Annotated in this window: 21 protein-coding genes, 1 tRNA gene and 1 pseudogene; 11 read left to right on the top strand and 12 right to left on the bottom strand. The window is 66.1% G+C overall.

What is annotated here, in order from left to right; all coding sequences use genetic code 11:
* The first annotated feature begins 118 nt into the window (after nucleotides 1-118).
* Entirely contained in the window at nucleotides 119-2,020 is a 1,902-nt protein-coding gene (locus EXE45_RS00430) for a bifunctional UDP-sugar hydrolase/5'-nucleotidase (RefSeq protein ID WP_137693348.1), read from the top strand.
* A 28-nt stretch (nucleotides 2,021-2,048) separates the two neighbouring features.
* On the opposite strand, the gene EXE45_RS00425 is transcribed toward EXE45_RS00430, so the two are convergent.
* Complete coding sequence (locus EXE45_RS00425) at nucleotides 2,049-2,507, bottom strand: VanZ family protein (RefSeq protein ID WP_137693227.1); 459 nt, start codon at nucleotides 2,505-2,507, stop codon at nucleotides 2,049-2,051.
* A gap of 226 nt (nucleotides 2,508-2,733) precedes the next feature.
* Here EXE45_RS00425 and EXE45_RS00420 point away from each other — a divergent pair, with 226 nt between their 5' ends.
* The 4 genes from EXE45_RS00420 to EXE45_RS00405 all read left to right on the top strand — a co-directional run bounded on the left by EXE45_RS00420 (nucleotide 2,734) and on the right by EXE45_RS00405 (nucleotide 6,612).
* Nucleotides 2,734-3,351 (top strand): bifunctional 2-polyprenyl-6-hydroxyphenol methylase/3-demethylubiquinol 3-O-methyltransferase UbiG, encoded by a 618-nt coding sequence (locus EXE45_RS00420; RefSeq protein WP_137693226.1) that lies wholly within the window; start codon nucleotides 2,734-2,736, stop codon nucleotides 3,349-3,351.
* Between the two features lie 434 nt (nucleotides 3,352-3,785).
* Nucleotides 3,786-5,717, top strand: coding sequence for an aldehyde ferredoxin oxidoreductase family protein (locus EXE45_RS00415; RefSeq protein WP_092922978.1), 1,932 nt, complete (start codon nucleotides 3,786-3,788; stop codon nucleotides 5,715-5,717).
* Nucleotides 5,718-5,811: 94 nt separating this feature from the next.
* Complete coding sequence (locus tag EXE45_RS00410) at nucleotides 5,812-6,150, top strand: hypothetical protein (RefSeq protein WP_092922981.1); 339 nt, start codon at nucleotides 5,812-5,814, stop codon at nucleotides 6,148-6,150.
* A gap of 93 nt (nucleotides 6,151-6,243) precedes the next feature.
* Entirely contained in the window at nucleotides 6,244-6,612 is a 369-nt protein-coding gene (locus EXE45_RS00405; RefSeq protein ID WP_092922984.1) for a hypothetical protein, read from the top strand.
* Between the two features lie 26 nt (nucleotides 6,613-6,638).
* Here EXE45_RS00405 and EXE45_RS00400 read toward each other — a convergent pair whose 3' ends face one another.
* From EXE45_RS00400 to EXE45_RS00385, 4 genes are read right to left on the bottom strand one after another with little or no spacing between them, the layout of a single operon-like run.
* The gene (locus EXE45_RS00400) at nucleotides 6,639-6,995 is read right to left on the bottom strand and encodes an AzlD domain-containing protein (RefSeq protein WP_092922987.1); all 357 of its coding nucleotides are present in this window, start codon (nucleotides 6,993-6,995) and stop codon (nucleotides 6,639-6,641) included.
* Nucleotides 6,996-7,026: 31 nt separating this feature from the next.
* Nucleotides 7,027-7,716, bottom strand: a complete 690-nt coding sequence (locus EXE45_RS00395) for an AzlC family ABC transporter permease (RefSeq protein WP_092922990.1) — start codon at nucleotides 7,714-7,716, stop codon at nucleotides 7,027-7,029.
* A 2-nt stretch (nucleotides 7,717-7,718) separates the two neighbouring features.
* The gene (locus tag EXE45_RS00390; protein WP_137693225.1) at nucleotides 7,719-8,594 is read right to left on the bottom strand and encodes an RNA methyltransferase; all 876 of its coding nucleotides are present in this window, start codon (nucleotides 8,592-8,594) and stop codon (nucleotides 7,719-7,721) included.
* The gene (locus tag EXE45_RS00385) at nucleotides 8,591-9,181 is read right to left on the bottom strand and encodes a hypothetical protein (RefSeq protein WP_137693224.1); all 591 of its coding nucleotides are present in this window, start codon (nucleotides 9,179-9,181) and stop codon (nucleotides 8,591-8,593) included. Before EXE45_RS00385 ends, EXE45_RS00390 begins: the two co-directional genes overlap by 4 nt.
* A gap of 158 nt (nucleotides 9,182-9,339) precedes the next feature.
* On the opposite strand from EXE45_RS00385, the gene EXE45_RS00380 reads away from it, so the two are divergent.
* Nucleotides 9,340-9,852, top strand: a complete 513-nt coding sequence (locus tag EXE45_RS00380; RefSeq protein ID WP_092922999.1) for a DUF192 domain-containing protein — start codon at nucleotides 9,340-9,342, stop codon at nucleotides 9,850-9,852.
* Nucleotides 9,853-9,888: 36 nt separating this feature from the next.
* Here the strand turns inward: EXE45_RS00380 and EXE45_RS00375 are convergent, their stop codons facing one another.
* Complete coding sequence (locus EXE45_RS00375) at nucleotides 9,889-10,935, bottom strand: hypothetical protein (protein ID WP_137693223.1); 1,047 nt, start codon at nucleotides 10,933-10,935, stop codon at nucleotides 9,889-9,891.
* A 76-nt stretch (nucleotides 10,936-11,011) separates the two neighbouring features.
* Nucleotides 11,012-11,719 carry a DUF1405 domain-containing protein gene (locus EXE45_RS00370; protein ID WP_137693222.1) on the bottom strand — a complete coding sequence of 236 codons (708 nt, stop codon included), beginning with the start codon at nucleotides 11,717-11,719 and terminating at the stop codon, nucleotides 11,012-11,014.
* 155 nt (nucleotides 11,720-11,874) lie between these two features.
* Between EXE45_RS00370 and EXE45_RS00365 the strand changes: the two genes are divergently transcribed.
* Both EXE45_RS00365 and EXE45_RS00360 read left to right on the top strand, forming a co-directional pair.
* The gene (locus EXE45_RS00365) at nucleotides 11,875-12,501 is read left to right on the top strand and encodes an FxsA family protein (RefSeq protein WP_137693221.1); all 627 of its coding nucleotides are present in this window, start codon (nucleotides 11,875-11,877) and stop codon (nucleotides 12,499-12,501) included.
* A 103-nt stretch (nucleotides 12,502-12,604) separates the two neighbouring features.
* Nucleotides 12,605-12,678, top strand: a tRNA-Ile gene (locus EXE45_RS00360).
* Between the two features lie 296 nt (nucleotides 12,679-12,974).
* Here EXE45_RS00360 and EXE45_RS00355 read toward each other — a convergent pair.
* The 4 genes from EXE45_RS00355 to EXE45_RS00340 form a co-directional block, all read right to left on the bottom strand.
* On the bottom strand, nucleotides 12,975-13,580 hold the full coding sequence (locus EXE45_RS00355) for a site-specific integrase (RefSeq protein WP_137693220.1): 606 nt from the start codon (nucleotides 13,578-13,580) through the stop codon (nucleotides 12,975-12,977).
* A 123-nt stretch (nucleotides 13,581-13,703) separates the two neighbouring features.
* Nucleotides 13,704-13,955: a type II toxin-antitoxin system HicA family toxin gene (locus EXE45_RS00350; RefSeq protein WP_137693219.1), complete on the bottom strand. Its 252-nt coding sequence runs from the start codon at nucleotides 13,953-13,955 to the stop codon at nucleotides 13,704-13,706.
* 6 nt (nucleotides 13,956-13,961) lie between these two features.
* Nucleotides 13,962-14,219 carry a hypothetical protein gene (locus EXE45_RS00345; protein WP_137693218.1) on the bottom strand — a complete coding sequence of 86 codons (258 nt, stop codon included), beginning with the start codon at nucleotides 14,217-14,219 and terminating at the stop codon, nucleotides 13,962-13,964.
* Nucleotides 14,220-14,553: 334 nt separating this feature from the next.
* On the bottom strand, nucleotides 14,554-15,654 hold the full coding sequence (locus EXE45_RS00340) for a hypothetical protein (RefSeq protein WP_137693217.1): 1,101 nt from the start codon (nucleotides 15,652-15,654) through the stop codon (nucleotides 14,554-14,556).
* Nucleotides 15,655-16,029: 375 nt separating this feature from the next.
* On the opposite strand from EXE45_RS00340, the gene EXE45_RS00335 reads away from it, so the two are divergent.
* The 3 genes and pseudogenes from EXE45_RS00335 to EXE45_RS00325 form a co-directional block, all read left to right on the top strand.
* Nucleotides 16,030-16,284 (top strand): AAA family ATPase, encoded by a 255-nt coding sequence (locus tag EXE45_RS00335; RefSeq protein ID WP_241989405.1) that lies wholly within the window; start codon nucleotides 16,030-16,032, stop codon nucleotides 16,282-16,284.
* Between the two features lie 81 nt (nucleotides 16,285-16,365).
* The gene (locus EXE45_RS00330) at nucleotides 16,366-16,617 is read left to right on the top strand and encodes an AbrB/MazE/SpoVT family DNA-binding domain-containing protein (protein WP_008442702.1); all 252 of its coding nucleotides are present in this window, start codon (nucleotides 16,366-16,368) and stop codon (nucleotides 16,615-16,617) included.
* Nucleotides 16,618-16,752: pseudogene (locus EXE45_RS00325) on the top strand (VapC toxin family PIN domain ribonuclease); the annotation flags it as partial.
* A 379-nt stretch (nucleotides 16,753-17,131) separates the two neighbouring features.
* On the opposite strand, the gene EXE45_RS00315 reads toward EXE45_RS00325, so the two are convergent.
* On the bottom strand, nucleotides 17,132-18,901 hold the full coding sequence (locus tag EXE45_RS00315) for a choice-of-anchor I family protein (RefSeq protein ID WP_199233578.1): 1,770 nt from the start codon (nucleotides 18,899-18,901) through the stop codon (nucleotides 17,132-17,134).
* Nucleotides 18,902-19,127 lie beyond the last annotated feature (226 nt).

Genomic DNA, 19,127 nt, shown 5'->3' with positions numbered 1-19,127 from the left:
GGAAACCTTCTCAAGAGAGATATATTGATAAATACATACCGATTCACAGAAAGATTTTATAAGTATCGCTAAGTCAAAGAAATCGATGTCACGAGACCGTGACTACGGACGGCGTGAGGTGCTGCGTGCGGGTGGAATCGTTCTCGGCGGATCGCTGGTCTCGGGGTCTACGACGGCCGCAGACGACGACGGACCGACGACGCTGACGCTGCTATCGTACAACGACGTTCAGACGGCCGCCGCAGAGGACAAGGACTTCCCGCGGCTGGTGACGCTCATCGAACAGCGCCGGGCGGCGGCCGACGGCCCGGTCGTCGTGGTCGGCGGCGGCGATCAGATCGGCCCGCACGCTCTCAGCCCCATCTCGCAGTGGCGCGCGCCGGTCGACGTACTCAACGGCGTTCAGCCCGACGCGGACGTGATCGGTAACCACGAGTTCGACTACGGGCTCGACGCCATCTCGGACGTCACGGCCGACTCTAAGTTCCCCTGGCTGGCGACGAACCTCGTGGACAGCGAGACCGGCGAGGCCTTCGACGGGACGAAGTCGAATCACATCGTTGAGCGCGGCGGCGTCAGGGTCGGTATCATCGGACTCGCCGACAAGGGCGCGACGACCGGCAAGACGAACATCGACTTCGAGGCAGAGGGAATCACCATCGAGGACTACACCGAGACCGGTCCGGCCGAGGCGAAGCGACTCAGAGAGGAGGAGGGCGTCGATGTCGTCGTCGCGCTCGCGCACACGGGCGTCCCCGACGCTGAGGCGCTCGCCGAGGCCGACACCGACGACGACATCGACGTCCTCGTGGTCGGGGACGACGAAATCGTGTACCGGCCCACGGAACAGAGCGGGACGATCGTCTCGGAGGCGGAGGCACGGGCGAACTACCTCAGCGAGATCGAGCTGACGGTCGAAGACGGGTCGGTGACCTCGTGGGAGGGGGATCTACTCGAGGTCACGGACGACATCGAGAAGGACCCCGACGCCTCGCGGATCATCAACGAGTACCGCGCGGAGGTGAGCCTCGACTCGCCGGTCGTGGAATCGGCGGTGCCACTCGACGCCACGTTCTCCTCGAACTACCACCGCGAGACCAACTACGGCAACCTGATCACCGACGCGATGCGCGAGCGGACCGACGCCGACGTCGCGATCACGAACGCGGGCGGCATCCGCTCGGACTCGGTGTACGGCCCCGGCGAGATTACCGGCGGGGACATCTTCAACACCCTTCCGTTCCCGAACACTGTCGTTTCGCTGGAGCTCACCGGCGAGGAGCTCGTCGAGACGCTGGAGAGCCAGGTCGTCACGCTGGAGAGCGCCACCGGACAGAGCTTCGGCGAGGAGATCTCCCAGCAGACCAGCGGCCTTCGCTTCGAGTGGGTGCCCCACGAGGACGCCGACGAACTGATCCGTGACGTGTACGTCGGCGGCGAGCCGCTCGACCTCGACGAGACGTACGAGGTCGCCGTCAACAGCTTCATCGCCAACGGCGGGAGCGGGTACCCGCTGGAGGACAAGCCCGTGATCGACGACACGGGCGAACTTCAGGCGACGACCGTCGTCGACTACCTAGAACCCCGGGAGACGATCGCGCCGACCGTCGAAGGCCGGATGCAGCGCGTCGACCGAGACCTCCCCGACGCGTCGGTGACCGTCGACGGGAACGGCAAGGTGGTCACGCAGTTCGACGCGCCCGACGACGTCCGGTCGGTCGCCGAGGACACCGTCGCCGTGTGGACGCCGGAGGGTGACCACCTCGACGCGGAGCACGTCGCCTTCGGTGAGGGCGACGAGACCCTCGTCGTCCGTGTCGACGACGGCGACTTGGCGGACACGATCGAAGACGCGGACGACGGCGACGAGATCCCGCTTAACCTCTACGCCGAGTACGAGTCGAGCGAGTTCGACCACATCTACTTCGAGCGCTCTCGGCTTAACGCCGACGTGACGGCGACCGTGCGAGAACGTGGCCGAGGGCGCGGTCGCGGTCGTGTCGGTCCGCCGGGCAACTGACGCCGGCGAGGAGTACACACCGACCCCGCTAGCGATCGCCGTCGCGGTCGTTCGTCGATGACACGCTCCGGCGAACGACCGCGATCACTCCCCCGCCCACCGCCCCGACCGCGTTGACACCGGCGTCGCGCCACGCGAACGAGCGCCACGGGATCGGCGCCTGAACGAGTTCGATCCCGAAGCCGAACGCGACCGCGCCGACCACCGCGAGGACACCCGCGAGCCGCCTCCCTCGCGTCACCGGAACGAGCAGGGCGGCGAGGACCGCGTACCCGACGAGGTGAAACGGATCGGTGAGGCCGACTCCGGCGGGGAGAGCGTCGAGAATCCGGTCGAAAGCGCCTCCGCCTCCCCCGGGCGATTCCAGAGGGACCGGGACCACCGATCCGACGAACAGCGCGAGCGACACCGCGAGCGCTCTCGCTCGGTCGCGTCGGATCTCCCGGTCGCGTCGGGTCGGTCGGCTTCGACCGTTCGGATCGCTCACGCCGTCGGTTCGACTCGCGGGCAATTATGCGTCACGACTCCGGGGAATTCGAAGATCGGGTGGAGACGTCTTCGAAGGCGTCTCTCCCCGACAGACGCCGGCTTCAGCGATACGTCGGTCCACGTCCTGACCGGCCGACGCGAGGCGGCGGGACCGAGAGGGAGATGTCAGTTCTCCGATCGGAGGCTGTCGACGGCGTTTTACATCTTTGCGTCCGTTCACACACGTGGAACCAGACTCCGTCCGAGACACGTGGACGAACCGGGCGGGCGAATACTCACCGGCGTACTACGCCCATTACGGGCCGAACGAGACGAGCGCGGTGATCCGCGAGAGCCTCGACGAGTTCCTCGACCGCGACGCGGCGATCCTCGAACTCGGGTGCGGTTCCGGTCGCCACCTCGAACACTTGGCCGACCACGGCTTCGAGGACCTCTCGGGCGTCGACATCAACGCCGAGGCGTTCGACACGATGCGGGAGACCTACCCCGACCTCGCAGCCGACGGAACCTTCTACTGCGCCCCGATAGAGGACCTCGTCGGGGAGTTCGACGACGGACAGTTCGACGCGGTCTACTCGGTCGAAACGCTCCAACACCTCCATCCCGACGTCGAGTGGGTGTTCGAGGAGATCGCCCGAATCACCGACGACGTCCTCGTCACGGGCGAGATCGAGGGGCCGGTCCGCGGGTCGTCGTCCGAACCGGACGTGAACTACGTCGACGGCGACACGCCGCTGTACTACCGGGACTGGAGCCGCATCTTCACCTCGCTCGGCCTCGTCGAGGTCGACATCGTCCGGGGCGACAGGGACACCACGCGGACCTTTCGCGCGTCGGGCTAACCGGCCATCTCGGCGGTCCCGATTACCCCGGTTCGGTGACTCCGACGGGGCCGATTACCCCGGTTCGGTGACTCCGACGGGGCCGATTGCCTCGGGTGACGGCGGCGCGCTCGACACGAGACGCCGACCGCGATCGGGCTCGCCGATCAAGCGGATCCGGTCACAGACGGGCGGCTTCGGCGGTCACTCGAGGTCGACCCGTCCCCGATCCGACGCGCCGAGACGGGCACGGTGACCGGAGGCGTTCGGATCGTCTAACCGGCCGGCGGGTCAACGGGTATCGAGTATCGACCGCGTTGAGAACCCGGTGCCGCCCAGGTCGTTCCGCGGCCGAACGTCGCCGCCGACCTCGTCCGATCGCGTAATGGGTATCGGTTTCATCGAGGGGTGAACACATAACACGCTGTGGTCCCTCTATAATGAACGAGCATTACATGACTGAAATGGGCGGCTACAGAGACCGAGTGGCACAAGTCGATCTCGGCGGTGGCGAGGTCAGCTACCGCGGGATCGACGACGAGGACGCGGAGAAGTACATCGGCGCGCGCGGGCTTGGCGTCAAGTACGTCTTCGACAAGGGGCCCGACGTGGACCCGCTGGGACCGGAGAACAGACTCGCGTTCATGACCGGGCCGCTCACGGGGACCCAGACCGTGATGAGCGGCCGGATCGCCTTAGTGACGAAGTCCCCGCTGACGGGGACCGTCACCGACTCGCATCACGGCGGCTGGTCCGGCGCGCGGCTCAAGTGGGCCGGGCTCGACGGTATCCTGCTCGACGGCGAGAGCGACGAGCCGGTCTACCTGTTCGTCGAGGACGGCGACGTCGAGGTACGCGACGCCTCCCACCTCTGGGGCCAGGGCGTCCACGACACGATCGACCAGATCGGCGAGGAGGTCGACGGGAAGGTCGGTCGCAACGTCTCCGTGATGGCGATCGGACAGGGCGGCGAGAACCAGGTGCGGTACGGCTGCGTGATCAACGAGGACGACCGCGCCTCGGGCCGCGGCGGCACCGGCGCCGTGATGGGCGCGAAGAACGTGAAGGCGGTCGTCGTGAAGTCGGGCACCGACATGCCCAAGCCCGCCGACCCCGAGACGTTCCAGGAGGGCTACCAGCAGGCGATGGAGGTCATCCGCGAGTCCGACGTCACCGCGCCCAACGAGGGCGGGCTCTCGATGTACGGGACCAACGTCCTGATGAACGCGACCGAGGAGATGGACGGGCTCCCGACGAAGAACGCGAAGTACACCTCGACGGAGGCGTACAACGAGACCGAGGGCGTCGACATCGAGGCCGAGCGCGTCTCCGGCGAGAACGTCCGCGAGAACATCCTCGTCGACGAGCCGACGTGTCACTCCTGCCCGGTGGCGTGTAAGAAGGAGGTCGAGGTCGACGTCACCCACAAGGGTCAGGACATGAACGTCCGCACGGAGTCGTACGAGTACGAGTCCGCGTGGGCGCTGGGCCCGAACTCGGGTCACTCCGACCGCGACGAGATCGCCGTGATGCTCCAGCGGTGTAACGATCTCGGCATCGACACCATCGAGGCCGGCAACATGATGGCGATGGCGATGGAGATGAGCGAGGAGGGCAAACTCGACGGCGTCGGCCACCTCGACTGGGGCGACTCCGAGACGATGATCGACCTCATCGACGAGATCGGTCACCGCTCGTCGGACCTCGGCGACCTCCTCGCGGAGGGGCCGGAGCGCGTCGCCGACGCGAAGGACGCGCACGGCAACAAGCTCTCCGTGAAGGGCCAGACGATGGCCGCGTACGACCCGCGCTGTATGAAGGGCATGGGGATCGCGTACGCGACCTCCAACCGCGGCGCCTGCCACCTGCGCGGCTACACGCCGGCCGCCGAGATCCTCGGGATCCCGGAGAAGGTCGACCCGTACGAGTGGGAGGGCAAAGGCGAGCTCACCGCCACCTTCCAGAACCTCCACGCGGTGTCGGACTCGTTCGACATCTGTAAGTTCAGCGCGTTCGCGGAGGGGATCGAGGAGTACGTGCTCCAGTACAACGGCATGACCGGCCGCGACCTCTCGGAGGACGACCTCTTCGAGGCCGGCGAGCGCGTCTACAACCTCGAACGCTACTACAACAACCTCGTCGGCTTCGACGGCGCGGACGACACGCTGCCGAACCGGTTCGTCGAGGGGCACCCGGACGCGGTTCCCGGCACGGGTGCCAGCGAGGGCGAACTCGTCGAGCTCGACCAGCTGAAGGCCGAGTACTACGAGACCCGCGACTGGGTCGACGGCGTCGTGCCCGACGAGAAGCTCGGCGAACTCGGCATCGATATCGGGCCCGGAACCGGCGTCTCGTCCGGCGATTCCGCGGCCCCGGCCGACGACTGATCGGTCCTGCGTCGCGGGCGCGACCCGGTTCGCGCTCGCGGCCCATCCGCACGGTCCGTTTATTTTTAAGTGAACGCCGCCGGTAGCGTGGCCCATGCCGCACGACCCGCTCTCGCCCTCCGAGGCCCTCCGCACGCCGCTCGGTGCCGTCCTCGCGGCGGTGAGCCTGCTCGTGTTCGTTTACTCGCTCGTGATCGCCGCGCAGATCCTGCTCGGCGTCGTCGTCGTCCTCGCGCTCTCGGTCGGGCCGTACCTCTCGTACCGGCTGTTCGCCGCGCTCGACTCGCTCGCCGACGGCGCTCAGCGGATGGCGGACGCCCGCGAGCGCGAGGCCCGAGGCGACGGCGAGGCGCGGTTCGACCGTCCCGTCGACCGCGACGCCGCCGAGACGCGCGAGCGCTCCGGAGAGCGGGCGACCGAGCGCGAGCGCTGACCGAACCGCCCGGGTCGACGGCGAAGCCGACCGATCTCGGCTCCCGCGAGTCTCGGCGCGACGCTTTATCTCCGCGCGCTGCGATAGGAGGGCATGAACTGGCGACTCGTCGCGACGGTGGGTGTCGGCGTGAGCGCGTTCCTGCTCACGGTCGCCGCCGTCACGGAACTACTCGCGCTGCGGATCGAGTTCTCGGCGCTCGTCGGGCTCCCGGTCGGCATCCTCGTCGGCGGCGCGTCCGCGACGGCGACGTGGCTCCGACTCTGGAACGCTCCGGGCGCTCGCCCCGCGCTGCTCGGCGCCGCGGCGGTCGGCTACGCCGTCGTCGCCCTCGCGGCCGCCTCGTACGCGATCTCGTCGGTCCGGGGGTTCGTGAGCGTCGAGAGCGCCCTCGCCGTCGCGCTCCTCGTCGGCGTCGCCGCCTTCGCGATCGCGAGGCGCCGACCGGACCGGTTCGACTGACCAGAGGTCGGAAGCCCCGCAGCACCTCACGCGAACACGACGAACCGGAACAGCCACAGCGTTCCCATCCCGGTCGCGATGGTCGCGAACACGTTCTCCGTCCGCCACGCGACCGCGCCGGCGACGGCGCCGGCGATCAGCCGCTCGTCGAGGAGGGTCGCGGCGACCGACGGGCGCAGCGTCACGAGGTCGGGGAGGACGAGCGCAGCGAGGACCGCGGGCGGGACGTACCGTAGCGGTCGCTGGACGCGCGCCGGGACCCCGTCGATCCGCCCGAACAGGTGGATGAAGGAGAGCCGGATCGCGTAGGTGACGACGCCGATCGCGACGATGGCAACCCAGGCGCGCGGGGAGGCGACGGCCGCGCCGAGGGCGCCCGTCACGACGCGACCGCCCCCGAGTCGACCGCGTCGGTCACGAGGCCGTCACCTCCGTCACGAGCCCGGCCGCGATCCCGGACAGCGCCCCGACGAGCAGGCCGAGGTTGAGCGGGAGGCCGACTGCGACGACCGCCGTCGCGCCGCCGGCGACGCCCGCGACGGTCGTCGGGCGATCCTTCATCGCGGGGACGAGTAGCGCGAGGAACACGAGCGGGACCGCGAAGGTGAGACCCCACGCGTCCGGAACGCCGGCGCCGAGGACGACGCCCGCGACGGTGCCGATCTGCCAGACGACCCACAGCGACGCGGCCGCGCCGAGGTAGTAGCGCCACCGACTGCGCTCGGGGTTCTCGTCGAACTCGGCGACCGAGAGCGCGTACGCCTGGTCGGTGAGGAGGTACGCGAGCCCCGCTCGGAGCCGCCGCCCGTACTCCGCGAAGTGCGGCGCGATAGACGCCGAGTACATCAGCATTCTGAGGTTGATCACGACGGCCGTGCCGACGACGACCGCGAGGGGCGCGTTCTCGCCGAGCAGGTCCAGCGCCGCCAGCTGGGAGGCGCCCGCGAACACGATCACGGACATCCCGACGGCCTCCGCGAGGCCGAGTCCGGCGTCGACCGTCGCGATACCGGCGACGAGCGCGAACGGCGCGATCCCTAACATTAGCGGCGACACGTCCCGTACGCCGGCCAGCAGGTCCTCGTCGAGGACGGATCGGGACACGGCTATTGCTCCTTCGGATACGGGGGCTCGTCGTACTTCGCCGCGAGGTGGTCGGCGTGCTCCAGCTTCGCGTTCGCCTTGCGGAAGGTGCCGAGCAGCGAGTGGACCTCGCGTTCCGTGGGGTGCGCGCGGCCGAGCAGCCGGCGCATCAGCAGCGCGTTCTTCTCGCGGACGTGTTCCCGTTGCCCGGTCGCCGCGAGGAACTCGTCGAAAAAGTCGTGGAAGCGCTCGACGTCGGCCTCGGGGGCGCGGGTCACCTCGGTGTCGGGTAACTGGGTCTCGTCGACGGTGAGATCGCGCAGTTCGTACAGGAGGACCGTCGCGGCCTGCCCGAGGTTCAAGACGGGGTAGTCGTCGTCGGCCGGGATCGAGCACACTTCGTCGAGCCGCGAGAGCTCCTCGTTGTTGAGCCCGCGCCCCTCGCGGCCGAAGACGATGGCGGTGGGGGCGTCGACCGCCTTCAGCGACTCGCGCAGTTCGACGGGCGTCTTGAACGGGAACCGCTCGTGGCTGCGGTCGTCCTCGCCGGTGATCGCCGTGGTGCCGACGGTGTGGTAGTTCGCGACCACCTCCTCGAAGGTGACCTCCTCGGCGTTCGGGAGCACGTCCTCGCGGGCGTGGCCGGCGAAGCCGTACGCCTCGCCGTCCTCCTCGATCTCGGGCGGATCCACGAGCTTGAGATCCGTGAGGCCGAAGTTCTTCATCGCTCGTGCGATCGTGCCGACGTTCCCCGGCGTCTCCGGTTCGACGACGACGACGACGGGCTTGCGGCGATCGGCCACCGTCTCTGCGGTTTCCGCGGCTCTCGCTGCCGCCGCGGCCTCGGTCGCTTCCTCGCCTCCTTCCTCGCCCGCGTCTCCGTCCTCGCCGTCGCTCATCGGTCCGACGGGTAGTCGGTCGAGAGGTCGAGGTCGGACTCCGTGAGGTCCGCCTCGGTCAGTTCCTCGCGCTCGGGGTCCTCCTCGCCGGCGAGTTCGAGGATGTCGATCCGGTCGCCGTCGAACCCCTCATCGAGCCGGTCCTGGACCTCCTGTTGGTCCGGGAGGTCCGGCAGCCCGTCCGGGTCTTCCTCGACGTGCTCGACGGAGCCGTACCCCTCGGGCGCCTCGTTGCCGGCGGCGACCCACTCGTGGAAGCGGTCCGCGAACTCGACCGATCCCTTGTGGTCGCTGCCGCCCGCCTCGCGGAACCAGTAGAGCAGCTCGCGCTCGTGCTCGGGACAGAGGAGTACCTCGCCGTCCGGCTCGCCGTAGACGATTTCGGCCTCGTTACAGCGGTGGATCTCGTCTTCGCCGTAGTCGAGGTAACAGACGTCGCAGGGCTCCTCGACGAGGCCGACGAGCCGCAGGAGTCGCTCTCGCGGGTCCTCCGGGATCTCGTCGAGGGGCTTCAGCTCCTCGTCGTCGGTGAATATCTCGTCCTCCTCGAAGCGCCACCCGCGGAGGCCGATGCTCACTTTCGCCATGTCCCAGGCTACGCTCCGGCGGCGATAAAAGCGCGTCCTTCCCGGCACGAGGGCGACAGCTGCGCCGCGTCGGAGAGACCGAGCCGGGCGCCCGCGAGGTCCGCCCCGGCGCGACCCCGACGCGGTCGCTTATGTACCCGGCGTCCCTCGTCGCGGCCATGAGACGGCGGCGACTCCTCGGGCTGACCGCGGCCGCCACGCTCGGCGCCGCCGCGGGCTGCCTCGGGACCGGCGACGGCGGCGGCGGCGACACCGCATGGCCCACCGGAACGTACGCCGACTACGAGACGACGACCGTGACCGTCGAGAGCCCCGAGGGCGACTCTCGGGGATCGGTGACCGCCGCGATCGCGGACACCGGGGACAAGCGCATTCTGGGTCTCAGCGACGCCGAATCGCTGCCCGAAGACGGCGGCATGCTGTTCGTGTACGACGCGCCCCGAGACTCGCTCACCTACGTGATGCGTCGGATGAGCTTCGGGATCGACATCGTCTACGTCGACGGCGACCGGACGATTACGCGAATTCACAACGCGCCCGAGCCGGGTCCGAACGAGGACGGCGAAGCGCAGCGGTATCCCGGCTCGGGCCAGTACGTGCTCGAACTTCCCTACGAGTGGACCGACCGTCACGGCGTCGAAGTCGGGGACTCGTTGGTCTTCGAGCTGTAACTCAGTGATCCCGGAAGCCGGCCGAGGCCGCGTCCGTCAGAACTCGAACCCGACGGCGTCGCGACTCGGACGGAGCGGGCTCTTCGGGTACGGCGGCTCGGCGTCGGGGTCGTTGAACGCCCGCGGCGCCACGTCGTTCGGCCCGTTCGGGTAACAGAGCGCGGCGAGCGTCTGAATCGCCGTGCGCCCGCTCGCGAGCTCGAACAGGCCGCCGCCGTACAGCTCGATCCCCTCCCGTTCGCAGTGGGCGATCGTCTCGAACAGCGATTCGAGCGTGCCGAACCGCGACGGTTTGATGTTACACCAACCCGGCTCGATCGGGAGGGATTCGAGGCTCTCGACGCCGTCGACCGGGTAGTCGAAGGAGAGCCGGTCGGCCTGCGGCTCGACGAGCGCGCTCGTCGCGGGCGTGAACGCGGGGTCCTCAACGACCGCGGCCGGGAACGCCGCGAACACGTCGCGGTACAGCTCCGGGTCGGGCTCGACGTCGACGTCGGTCCCCTCGTACCACCCCTTCAGGTCGAGGATGCGCACGGCGTCGGTCTCGCGCAGCGTCTCGAACGCCGCCTCGGGCCACTCCGGGGTGGGGTCGAGCTTGAACTCCAGGTCGGGGTCGCGCGAGAGCAGCGCCTCGACGCGGTCGGTCGAGGGCGGGTCGCCCAGCCGCGTCGAGACGACGAACCTGACCGGCTCCGGGTCGACGCCGAGCCGGTCGCCAAGCGACTCCTCGCGCTGGCGGAGCGCTAAGTCGAGCGCGGCGCTCTCGACCGCCCACCGGCGGTAGTTTCGCGACGTCTCGTTCTCCGGCGGGGTTCCGTGAAAGAGGTCGATCTCGTCGAGCCGGTCCGACAGCGCGTCGATCGTCCACTCTCCCTCGATATCGATCGGGTCGGTCCCGGCGAGCGCGTCGTGGTCGGCGGTCTCGTAGGTCACGTCCTCGCCCCGACCGACGACGCCGTCGCCGGAGAGGCGGTACTCCGTGGTCGTCCGCTCGAACCCGCTCGTCGTGTTCGCGGTGTGTCGCCGGCGACCGACCGACTCGATCGTCACCGACAGGTCCGCGATCCGATCGTAGTGGCTCATGACCGATCCGAGGCGGCCCGGTCACTTAAATCGGTGAGCGCGGCGTCGGGGGCGACCCGAATACGTCTCGGCCCGACTACGTCCCCGGGTCGCTCGCGCGGCCTCGGAGGGTCGCGATCCGGGTGCCGAGCGTCCAGAACAGCGGGACCACGGTGAGAACGACGGCGCCCGCGGCCGCGACCTGGAGGACGGTCGTGGTGAACCACGGCTCGCCGTCGGCGTACGGCAGCGAGGTGTGAGTCACGTTGCCGATCACGGGGACGAAGTAGTCCATCAGCAGGTCCGCGGTGTACCACGCGGTCGCGACCGCGACCGCGCGGAGCGGGAAGTCGGTGATTCGATGGAGGACGAGCGCCTGAACGACCATCGCGAGGTGGCTGAAGAGGAGGAACGCGTACAGCGCCGGGCCGTTGACCGCGAGGAACTCCGGCCAGAAGACGACGAGGACGTACGGGGTCCACAGCCCGAGTTTGACGTTGCCGAAGAAGGCGAGCGTCGCGAGCGTGTCGCTCGACCGCCCGAGCGCCCACGCGCCGAGCGCGAGCGCGATAAGCAGCGTCGCTCCGGGGCTGTCCGGAATGAATACCCACATCTCGGTCGGGAGGGCTCGGAACTGGAACCGGTAGTACCAGAAGCCGAAGGCGGTGCCGACGAGGTTGATGGCGACGATGACCCACGCGAACCGGAAGGCGATGTCTTCCAGCCGCTTCGGGAGCGGCGCGACCCACCGCGGGAGCGACTCGCGGTCCGGCGGGTCGCGGCCGAGCGCGCCGACGATGTCCATACCGCCGGGTCGGACCGGGCGGGCAAAGCCGTGGCGGTCGCGGCGGGCGCGACCGGCGCCGGGGGAGGCGAACGCGGGACGAGCGACCGCGAAACGTCGCCCGACCGGCGGCCGCGACGAAAAGGGCTATGGGCGCCCGGCGGGAAGGCGGGGGTATGCGCCCGCGAACGCTGCTCGCGCTGCTGCTCGTCGTCCCCCTCGTGGACGCGCTGTTCCTGATCGTGGTCGCGACGCGGCTCGGGTGGCCGGCGACGGTCGCCTTGGTCGTGTTGACGGCCGTCCTCGGGATGCTCCTATTGCGCGCCGAGGGGCGCGCCACCCTCGCGCGCATCCAACGGAAGGCGGCGCAGGGGACGCCCCCGACCGACGAGCTGCTCGACGGCGGGCTGCTCATCGCCGCGGGCGCGTTCCTGCTCACGCCGGGGCTCGTCACCGACGCGGTCGGCTTCCTGCTCGCGCTCCCCCTCTCGCGGGTCCCGATCCGGATGGCCCTGAAGAAGTACGTCGTCGTTCCCTACATCGAACGCGAGACGGACGGCTTCTTCTCGGGCAACGTCTACATCGGCGGCTTCCCGAATGACGGCGAGGGCGGCTTCTCGATGGGCGGCGGCGGGTTCCCCGGCGGACCCGGGGGCGGTCCCGACGGATTCGACGGCGGCGACGCAGTCGACGCCGACGGGAGCGCCGGGGGGAACGCGAACACCGGCGGCGCGTCGACGGACGACGACGTCGTCGACGTGGACTTCACCGTCGAAGAGGAGGAACGGAAGGGAACCGACTGACCGCACGGGCGTCGCGACGGTCCGTGAAACCGCCACACTGCGGCCGGCTGCCGAAAGGAAACCCTTAAAATCCTACCCGCGCAACGATTGAATGCGCTCACCTGGGCCAATAGCTCAGTCAGGTTGAGCGCTCGGCTGATAACCGGGAGGTCCGCGGTTCAAATCCGTGTTGGCCCACCTACTGCCCGCTCGGTCTCCGACCGGGCGAGATTGGTGGGCTGGGACTCCCCAGCCACCCAATTTCGGTATTCTAACGCTCCTGAGAATGGGGTCTAAAATCGTCATTCCACTAGGTTCCTAAGCGCGCCCCGACGCCGTACAGCGGTGCGCGAATCATGTGCTATAGCTGCGCCAACCGATATCGCTCCCCCAGTTAAGGTTTCACCGACAACCATGTGTGATATTATGTAGTCTAATTTAAGTAAGTCTTTTCTATTACACTACTTGATTAAATTATATATTATTATATAATTTTATCTAAATCCAGCTTCGTCAAACGCAGTGTTGACAATATCTGGCGTTGGTGAATTAAGATATGGCTCGATCGCCTGAAACGAGTCCCACCCGCCGACCGTCATGACGACGCGCGGGTCCATCTGCCGATCGACGAGGAGCCGCTGCGCGAACCGGCGCCGGAGATCGTGGCTCGACACGTGGCGGAAGTCCTCGTCGCCCGTCGCTTCGGCCGCGCGCTCGGCCGTGCGCTTGACCACCGCCCGGACGCCGCTCTCGGAGAGGTCGACGATCGGCTCGTGGCGGCCGACATCCTCCGAGCGGACGTACCGATGGAGATCGCCCTCGACCTCCCGCGGGAGGTAGGCGTCGCGAGGCTTCCCGCCGCTCCCGGTCGTGTCCTTCCCCTTAGGGACGCGGAGCCGGAAGTGGTCGCCGTCGGGAGTCCGATTCACGTGCTTCGGCGTGACCTGGGGGGTCTCGAAGGCGCGGAGGCCGACGAATCCGCCGAGCTGTATCACGAGGTCGTCGCGGTGACTCCCGGCGGCGCGACGGAGCGCCTCGAGGTCGTCGTCTGTCAGCCAGCACTTGTACTGGTTCTCTTTGCCGGTCGCCTCTAATCGCATACGAACTTCCAAAGGAAGATAGCACTTAGTACGGCAGAACCGACGAGGTCCTCGGCGTGATCGGGGCGGAATCAGGGGGTTCGTTGACGACTTGTTCTAGAAGTCGGCCGTCACTCCCGGCCGTCACAGAAGCTCGTCGATCCACTCACACCACGCCTCAAAGTCGTCGGCACCGCACTGGCCGGCGATCGACCGGTACGTGTCCTGTGAGATCTGGTCGCTGTCGGTGAGCGGAACACTCACCACGCGAACCTCGTCCGACTCCGGGTGCTCGTACCGGAGCTTCACGTGACTCCCCTCGCGGCCGACCGGTTGGTACCGCATCGATCGGAGTGCCTTCAGGATCTCCCGACCGTCAAAATTCGCATAGACCATCCCGGACTACTCCCACGGCGGCTCGCCAGCATCCTCGACCTCGTCTGGGTCGACACCGATCTCCTCCAGGAACGCCTCCTCGTCGTCGATCGGCTCGCCGCCGCCGGCGTGGAGAGTCAGCGCGTCCGCGAGCCGAGAGAGTGCGACCGGCTTCGACTCCCCCGACGCGGCGACGCCCGACTCGACGTCACGCGCCGTCACGAGATTGCCCTCGTAGGTGAACTCCACCCCGTCGGCACGGTCGTTCTCGGAAGTGGTCGCCATTACGTGTAATCAGGCGCGGAACCGGTGAAAAGTGTTCTGGCGTGGTGTTCTAGTAGTCGTCAAGATGGGAATCAGCGATGCTCGTCGATCCACTCGCACCACCCGTGGAAGTCGTCCTTTTGTGGATCCGAGGAGCTGCGATACGTTTCGCCGACAACGTACTAGTCTCCATAGGCCGGCATGTTCTGACTATCGTGTCTCTTTCAGTCGACCTTGTCAAACCGATCGTTCAACTGCCCCGTAATCCCGATGCGTTCAACGTAGATCTGCTGTACCACTGGAAAATCGTGAGAATATCATATCGTCGTGGTAGCTACACGACAGCACTCAGCAGTTAACCCATTATTGTGGTTTGGAGAAAGAACTCGATCGTCATCAAGAGGAGGGGGAGAATTATCGATCCGATCAACCGGGCGATGATAGACACTCGGAGCGGATACAACCGCACCTGTTGGTACGTCTGATACTCATTCCTGAGTCGGGTAAGTTTCTGTTCGGTGACGGGGTCCGTGTTCGCGAGATCTGCACCCGCTCGCGGTTCGCCAGCCGTCCGCTTCAGCTCCTCGTATTGATCCCGTATGTTCTCGAGGATCCGCTGACGAATCTCATTGGCCCGCTGACTGATCCTGATTGTCGGGTAGAGAAACGATAATCCAATGAAAACGGCGTACAGACTGCCCATCACGTAGATGAGGGATCCTGCGGGCGGTCCGACCACCGCGGCGTACTGTAGTTGAAGGGGAAGCAGTAGCGAGCCGATGGAGAACAACCCAGTAGTTCGAATCGCATACCTTCCGATGATGCTCATTCCCCCTAGTCCGTCCGGATACATGGGATCGATGCGGAGTTCTAAGGAGGCGATGCTCCGAATGGTAAGGACCGTCACGACGACCAACAAAAACCCGATACCTACAATCGCCCCAATCCAGAGCAGAACGACAGATACCGCCCAAAACAGTGGATCAGTGACACCGAAGAGGCCATATTCCCGGAGAAACGGACCTCCCCGGGCCATCAGAATCGGGATAGGGGTTGACGCGAGGATGGCCATCATCCACCAGTACCGATCGATCAGACGGCTGTATCGATCCACCAAGCACTGTGCCCGGTTTCGGTCCGAGGAGGCCACAATTCCGGTTACATCGTCGCGGAACGTCGGGAGGAGTTCCGCCTCGTAGTACCAGATCAGGTACGGGGCCACAAGCAGAATGAGGAACACTGCGGCGAAGCTGAAGAGGTAACTAAGGGTCATGTACTGCCAGCGAAGCGCCAAATAAGCGGCTAGTACAATACTCGGTGGGAGACCGAACAGCAATGCGCTCGCCCCAGCGTATGACTTCACGCGCCGCTTTCCACGCTCAATCCATTCCGTGATCCACAATTGACCGTTCAACGTGTCAGTATCCTCCGCATGCTTTGTCTGAGACTCTTCCATAGTTCAGTCACTTACTCACTTGTCACGAGATTGACCGAGACCTGATATATAGGTTTTTTTGGGCCTGTTGGACCCCTGTGACAGATATCCAAGAGAACTCTTCACCCGGCTCACATTCTCTCTCACTTGGTCACATCATCAGTAACAGTTCACTATGGTCGACGTAGGCGAACATCCGCGAATCGTTCGATGAAGCTGGTAACCGGGGACGAACAGGATCGGTAATGGCGTCAGCGCTGGGCATTCGGAACCATCCGGAACACTCTGCCGTCGGCTTATATCCCCACGCCGTGACCGGGTAAGACGTGATACGCGACGGAACGGTGTTCGACGACGACCACCTCCCCCTCCACCATCGTCGGTCGGAATCGGCACATGAACGAGGTAACGGACGCGCTCGCACCGATTCAAGAGGACGTCCGTGCCGAGAACTGCTTCCTGTTCGGTCCCTCGGGCGTCGGGAAGACGACCGTCGCGAAGGCCGCCGTGCGCGAGCTCCGGCAGGAAGTCCTCGAAGTCCCCTACGCCTACGTGAACTGCTGGCAGGACTACACGCGGAACGCGGTCCTCGAACAGATCTCTCGCGACCTCGTCGGCGTCGATCACACTACGCCGACACCACAGTCCTGAGTAGACCTGTTCGTCGCCGTGTCTTCAACAGTAGTGTATGAGCACACTAAGTTTATTGAGAGCGGTCTCATACTCCCGAGCATGAGCAGCGAGAGCGTTGATTCCGAAAGCAAGGTCTCGGGAAACCAGGCGAACATTCCCGCGCACATCCGTCGAGAGATGGAGATCGACGACGGTGACAAGCTCCGCTGGCAGATCGAGGACGACGGGACGCTCCGCGTGCGGGTCGTCCAACAGCGCAGCGGGACGTTCAGCGACTTCGACGGATACGACGGCGACCGGGAGACCGATGTCGAGAGCGAACACGACGCGTGGGGCGTCGACCCCGAGTAGATGCCCCGGGCACTCGTCGACACGAGCGTTCTCTTCGCGGCGGCGTACCGTCGGGACAGCGCACACGGGGACGCACTCCCGATCCTCAAGGGGATCGACACCGCGGACCTCCCGGAAGCGGTGATTCTAGATTACGCCGACACCTCGTCGGTCAGGGAGGTCGATCGGGCGGACGTTCCCGCCGCGGTCCGCGACGCGGTGTCGTGGCCCGGCGGGTGATCGCTCGGGAGATCGGTCGCGCGGCACGGGAGGTGCGTCTCGGCGGCGCGGCGGAGCGGCTGCGAGAACTCGTCGTCCCGGCAGCGCGTCACGAGGATGGGGGCGTCGTGGACACGGGCGACGCGCGCGACCGACGCGACCGCGCGGACGAACTGAAAGACCACGCCGAGGAGGATCACCCCGACGCGTACGGTGAGACTTCGGGGACAGAGCGTAGCGTCGGACCACCAGATCGAGCCGTGAAGGAAGGTGCTGCCTGTCCGACCTGTGGACGAGAGGGTGTGAAAAAAAGTGGCTAGTCTTCGTCTTCGCTGTCGTCAGCGTCGTTGCCCCGTCCGCGTCCCACGCCGGGTCCATTTTCCGCCGCAGCCGCGTCCTCCGGTAACGGGGTTACCTCGAACAGGGCGACGGTCCCACTAACTTCGTATCCGGCAGCGAACAGTGGGTTGTTCGTCGGACTACCGTCGGCGGAAATGAACTCCAAGCCTTCCGGGCTGAAATCTCCACCGCGGCCCGGACTCTCAGGGTTTTCAGCGAGATCACCGAATCCGATCGAGAAGTCGCGGTTGACTACTGTTTGGATGTAGCGCGGGTTCGCGGGCGTGGTCACGTCGTAGACGAATATCCCAGATCCGCGCTCGATACCGACGAACGCGAACGTCCGGTCGCCGACCTGTCCGATTTCGATGCCTTCTGTCTGTGGACCGCCCGAAGTGGCCCCTTGGAACCCGGCCGGGAACTGCTCGGCGTACCGCTTTGGTAACTCGTTGCCGCTTTCGAACACTAATTGTAAGCCGTTGTCAGTGGCCTCCCAGATGGCGAATGAGCGGGTTCCGAACAGATACAACTCTTCGAACTGGCCGTCGTTATCGTGGTCGCCAAGCTGGTTCGTTACCTCGAGATTGCCCAAGTTTTCGGGGCGTTTGAGCGCTTCAACGCTATCGACAAACGGGTTCTCTGAGAGCCGGGGCGCGAAAGCGTCGTCCGCCAACGACAGATCGCTCACGGTTGACACCTCGTAATCGCGCGAATCACCTTCATTCGCGGTGATGAGATACTGGCGCCCGGCGACTTCGTACGCCCGAATCCCATCGGGCTGGTACATGCCTTTGACCGGCCAGTTCTGGAAACTGATCACGTCTTCGTCACCGGCGTCGGCGTCGCTCGTGTCGAGCTCATTGCCCGGAAGCGAGAAGTCCTTGAATCCGAGCCCGGATATCTCCGCAATCTCGGCGCGTTGAATATCGACTCTCGCAACGGCGTTGTTCTCTTGGAGACTCACGTACGCCGTTCCGGAGTCGGGCGTTACCGTGACAAATTCCGGTTCGAAGTCTGTCGAAGGGCGAGGGTCCTCGACCGCTGCGCTTGCCCCGTACACGCGGACGCCCTCCGCACGGAGCGCATCGATGTCGTCGTCAAACGGGGTGAAATCGAGGGTTTCAACCCGCGGAGCATCTCTCCGCGTGACGTCGATAATGCTGATCGAGCCTCGGGGGTCGGTCCGACTCCCCGGAGACTCGTCGAAGGCGGGCTCGCCTTCGTTCGCCGAAAGAACGTACTGACCGTCAGGCGTGATGGTCACCTTGTCGGGCAACGCTCCGACATCTGCCACGGCCAGCAGCTCGAGTTCGCTCGGGTCGTAGAGGGCGACGAATCCGGCTGCTTGTGGGTTCTCGTTTTCGACTGCCACCGCGACGAGATCGCCCACTACGTCGACGCTGTTTGCCCCGCCGCCGTTATCGACATCCGCAGCGGCGTCAAGAACGGCGGCCTGCTCCGGCGCAGCGGGGTCCGTGACATCGAGCACTTCGATCTGCCCGGCGCCAGAGTTCACAACAAACAGCCGGGACCGTGATGCGTCGTAGGCGACGATCTCTGCGCCCCCGTCAAACTCGCCCGTCTCATAGCGCCCTACACGCCGGAGACTGACTCCCTCGACGTCATTGTGAGAGTCCTCGTCTCTCTCCGGCGGGCCCCGTTGAAACGCTCGAGTTCCGACCAGAGCAGTCAACGACAGGCCACCTGTAGTACCGAGTACTGCCCGCCTGGAATAGTCGCGTTTCACACGACCACGCTCAGTGGCGTTTCGTTTAATATTTAGTAAGTGAGCAACGTCCGGCTCATGACTGCTCTATATCCGTAATTAGTATTCAGCCGAAAATGCTCCGTGAAAATCCACGGCCGGTGATACGGAAAATTCGAGGCGAAAGCCCCGCGCTTTAGCGCGGCGAGGATGTCAAAGCCGGCGAACCCCAGAGGTCGTCCGTTTGCGACTCGCCGGCAGCGTCGGT

It is taken from the genome of Halorubrum sp. SP9, from assembly GCF_005435015.1.
In the GTDB taxonomy this organism is placed as follows: domain Archaea; phylum Halobacteriota; class Halobacteria; order Halobacteriales; family Haloferacaceae; genus Halorubrum; species Halorubrum sodomense.
Note: the sequence above shows the minus strand (reverse complement) of the source record. Positions and strands in the feature narration are given on the sequence as shown.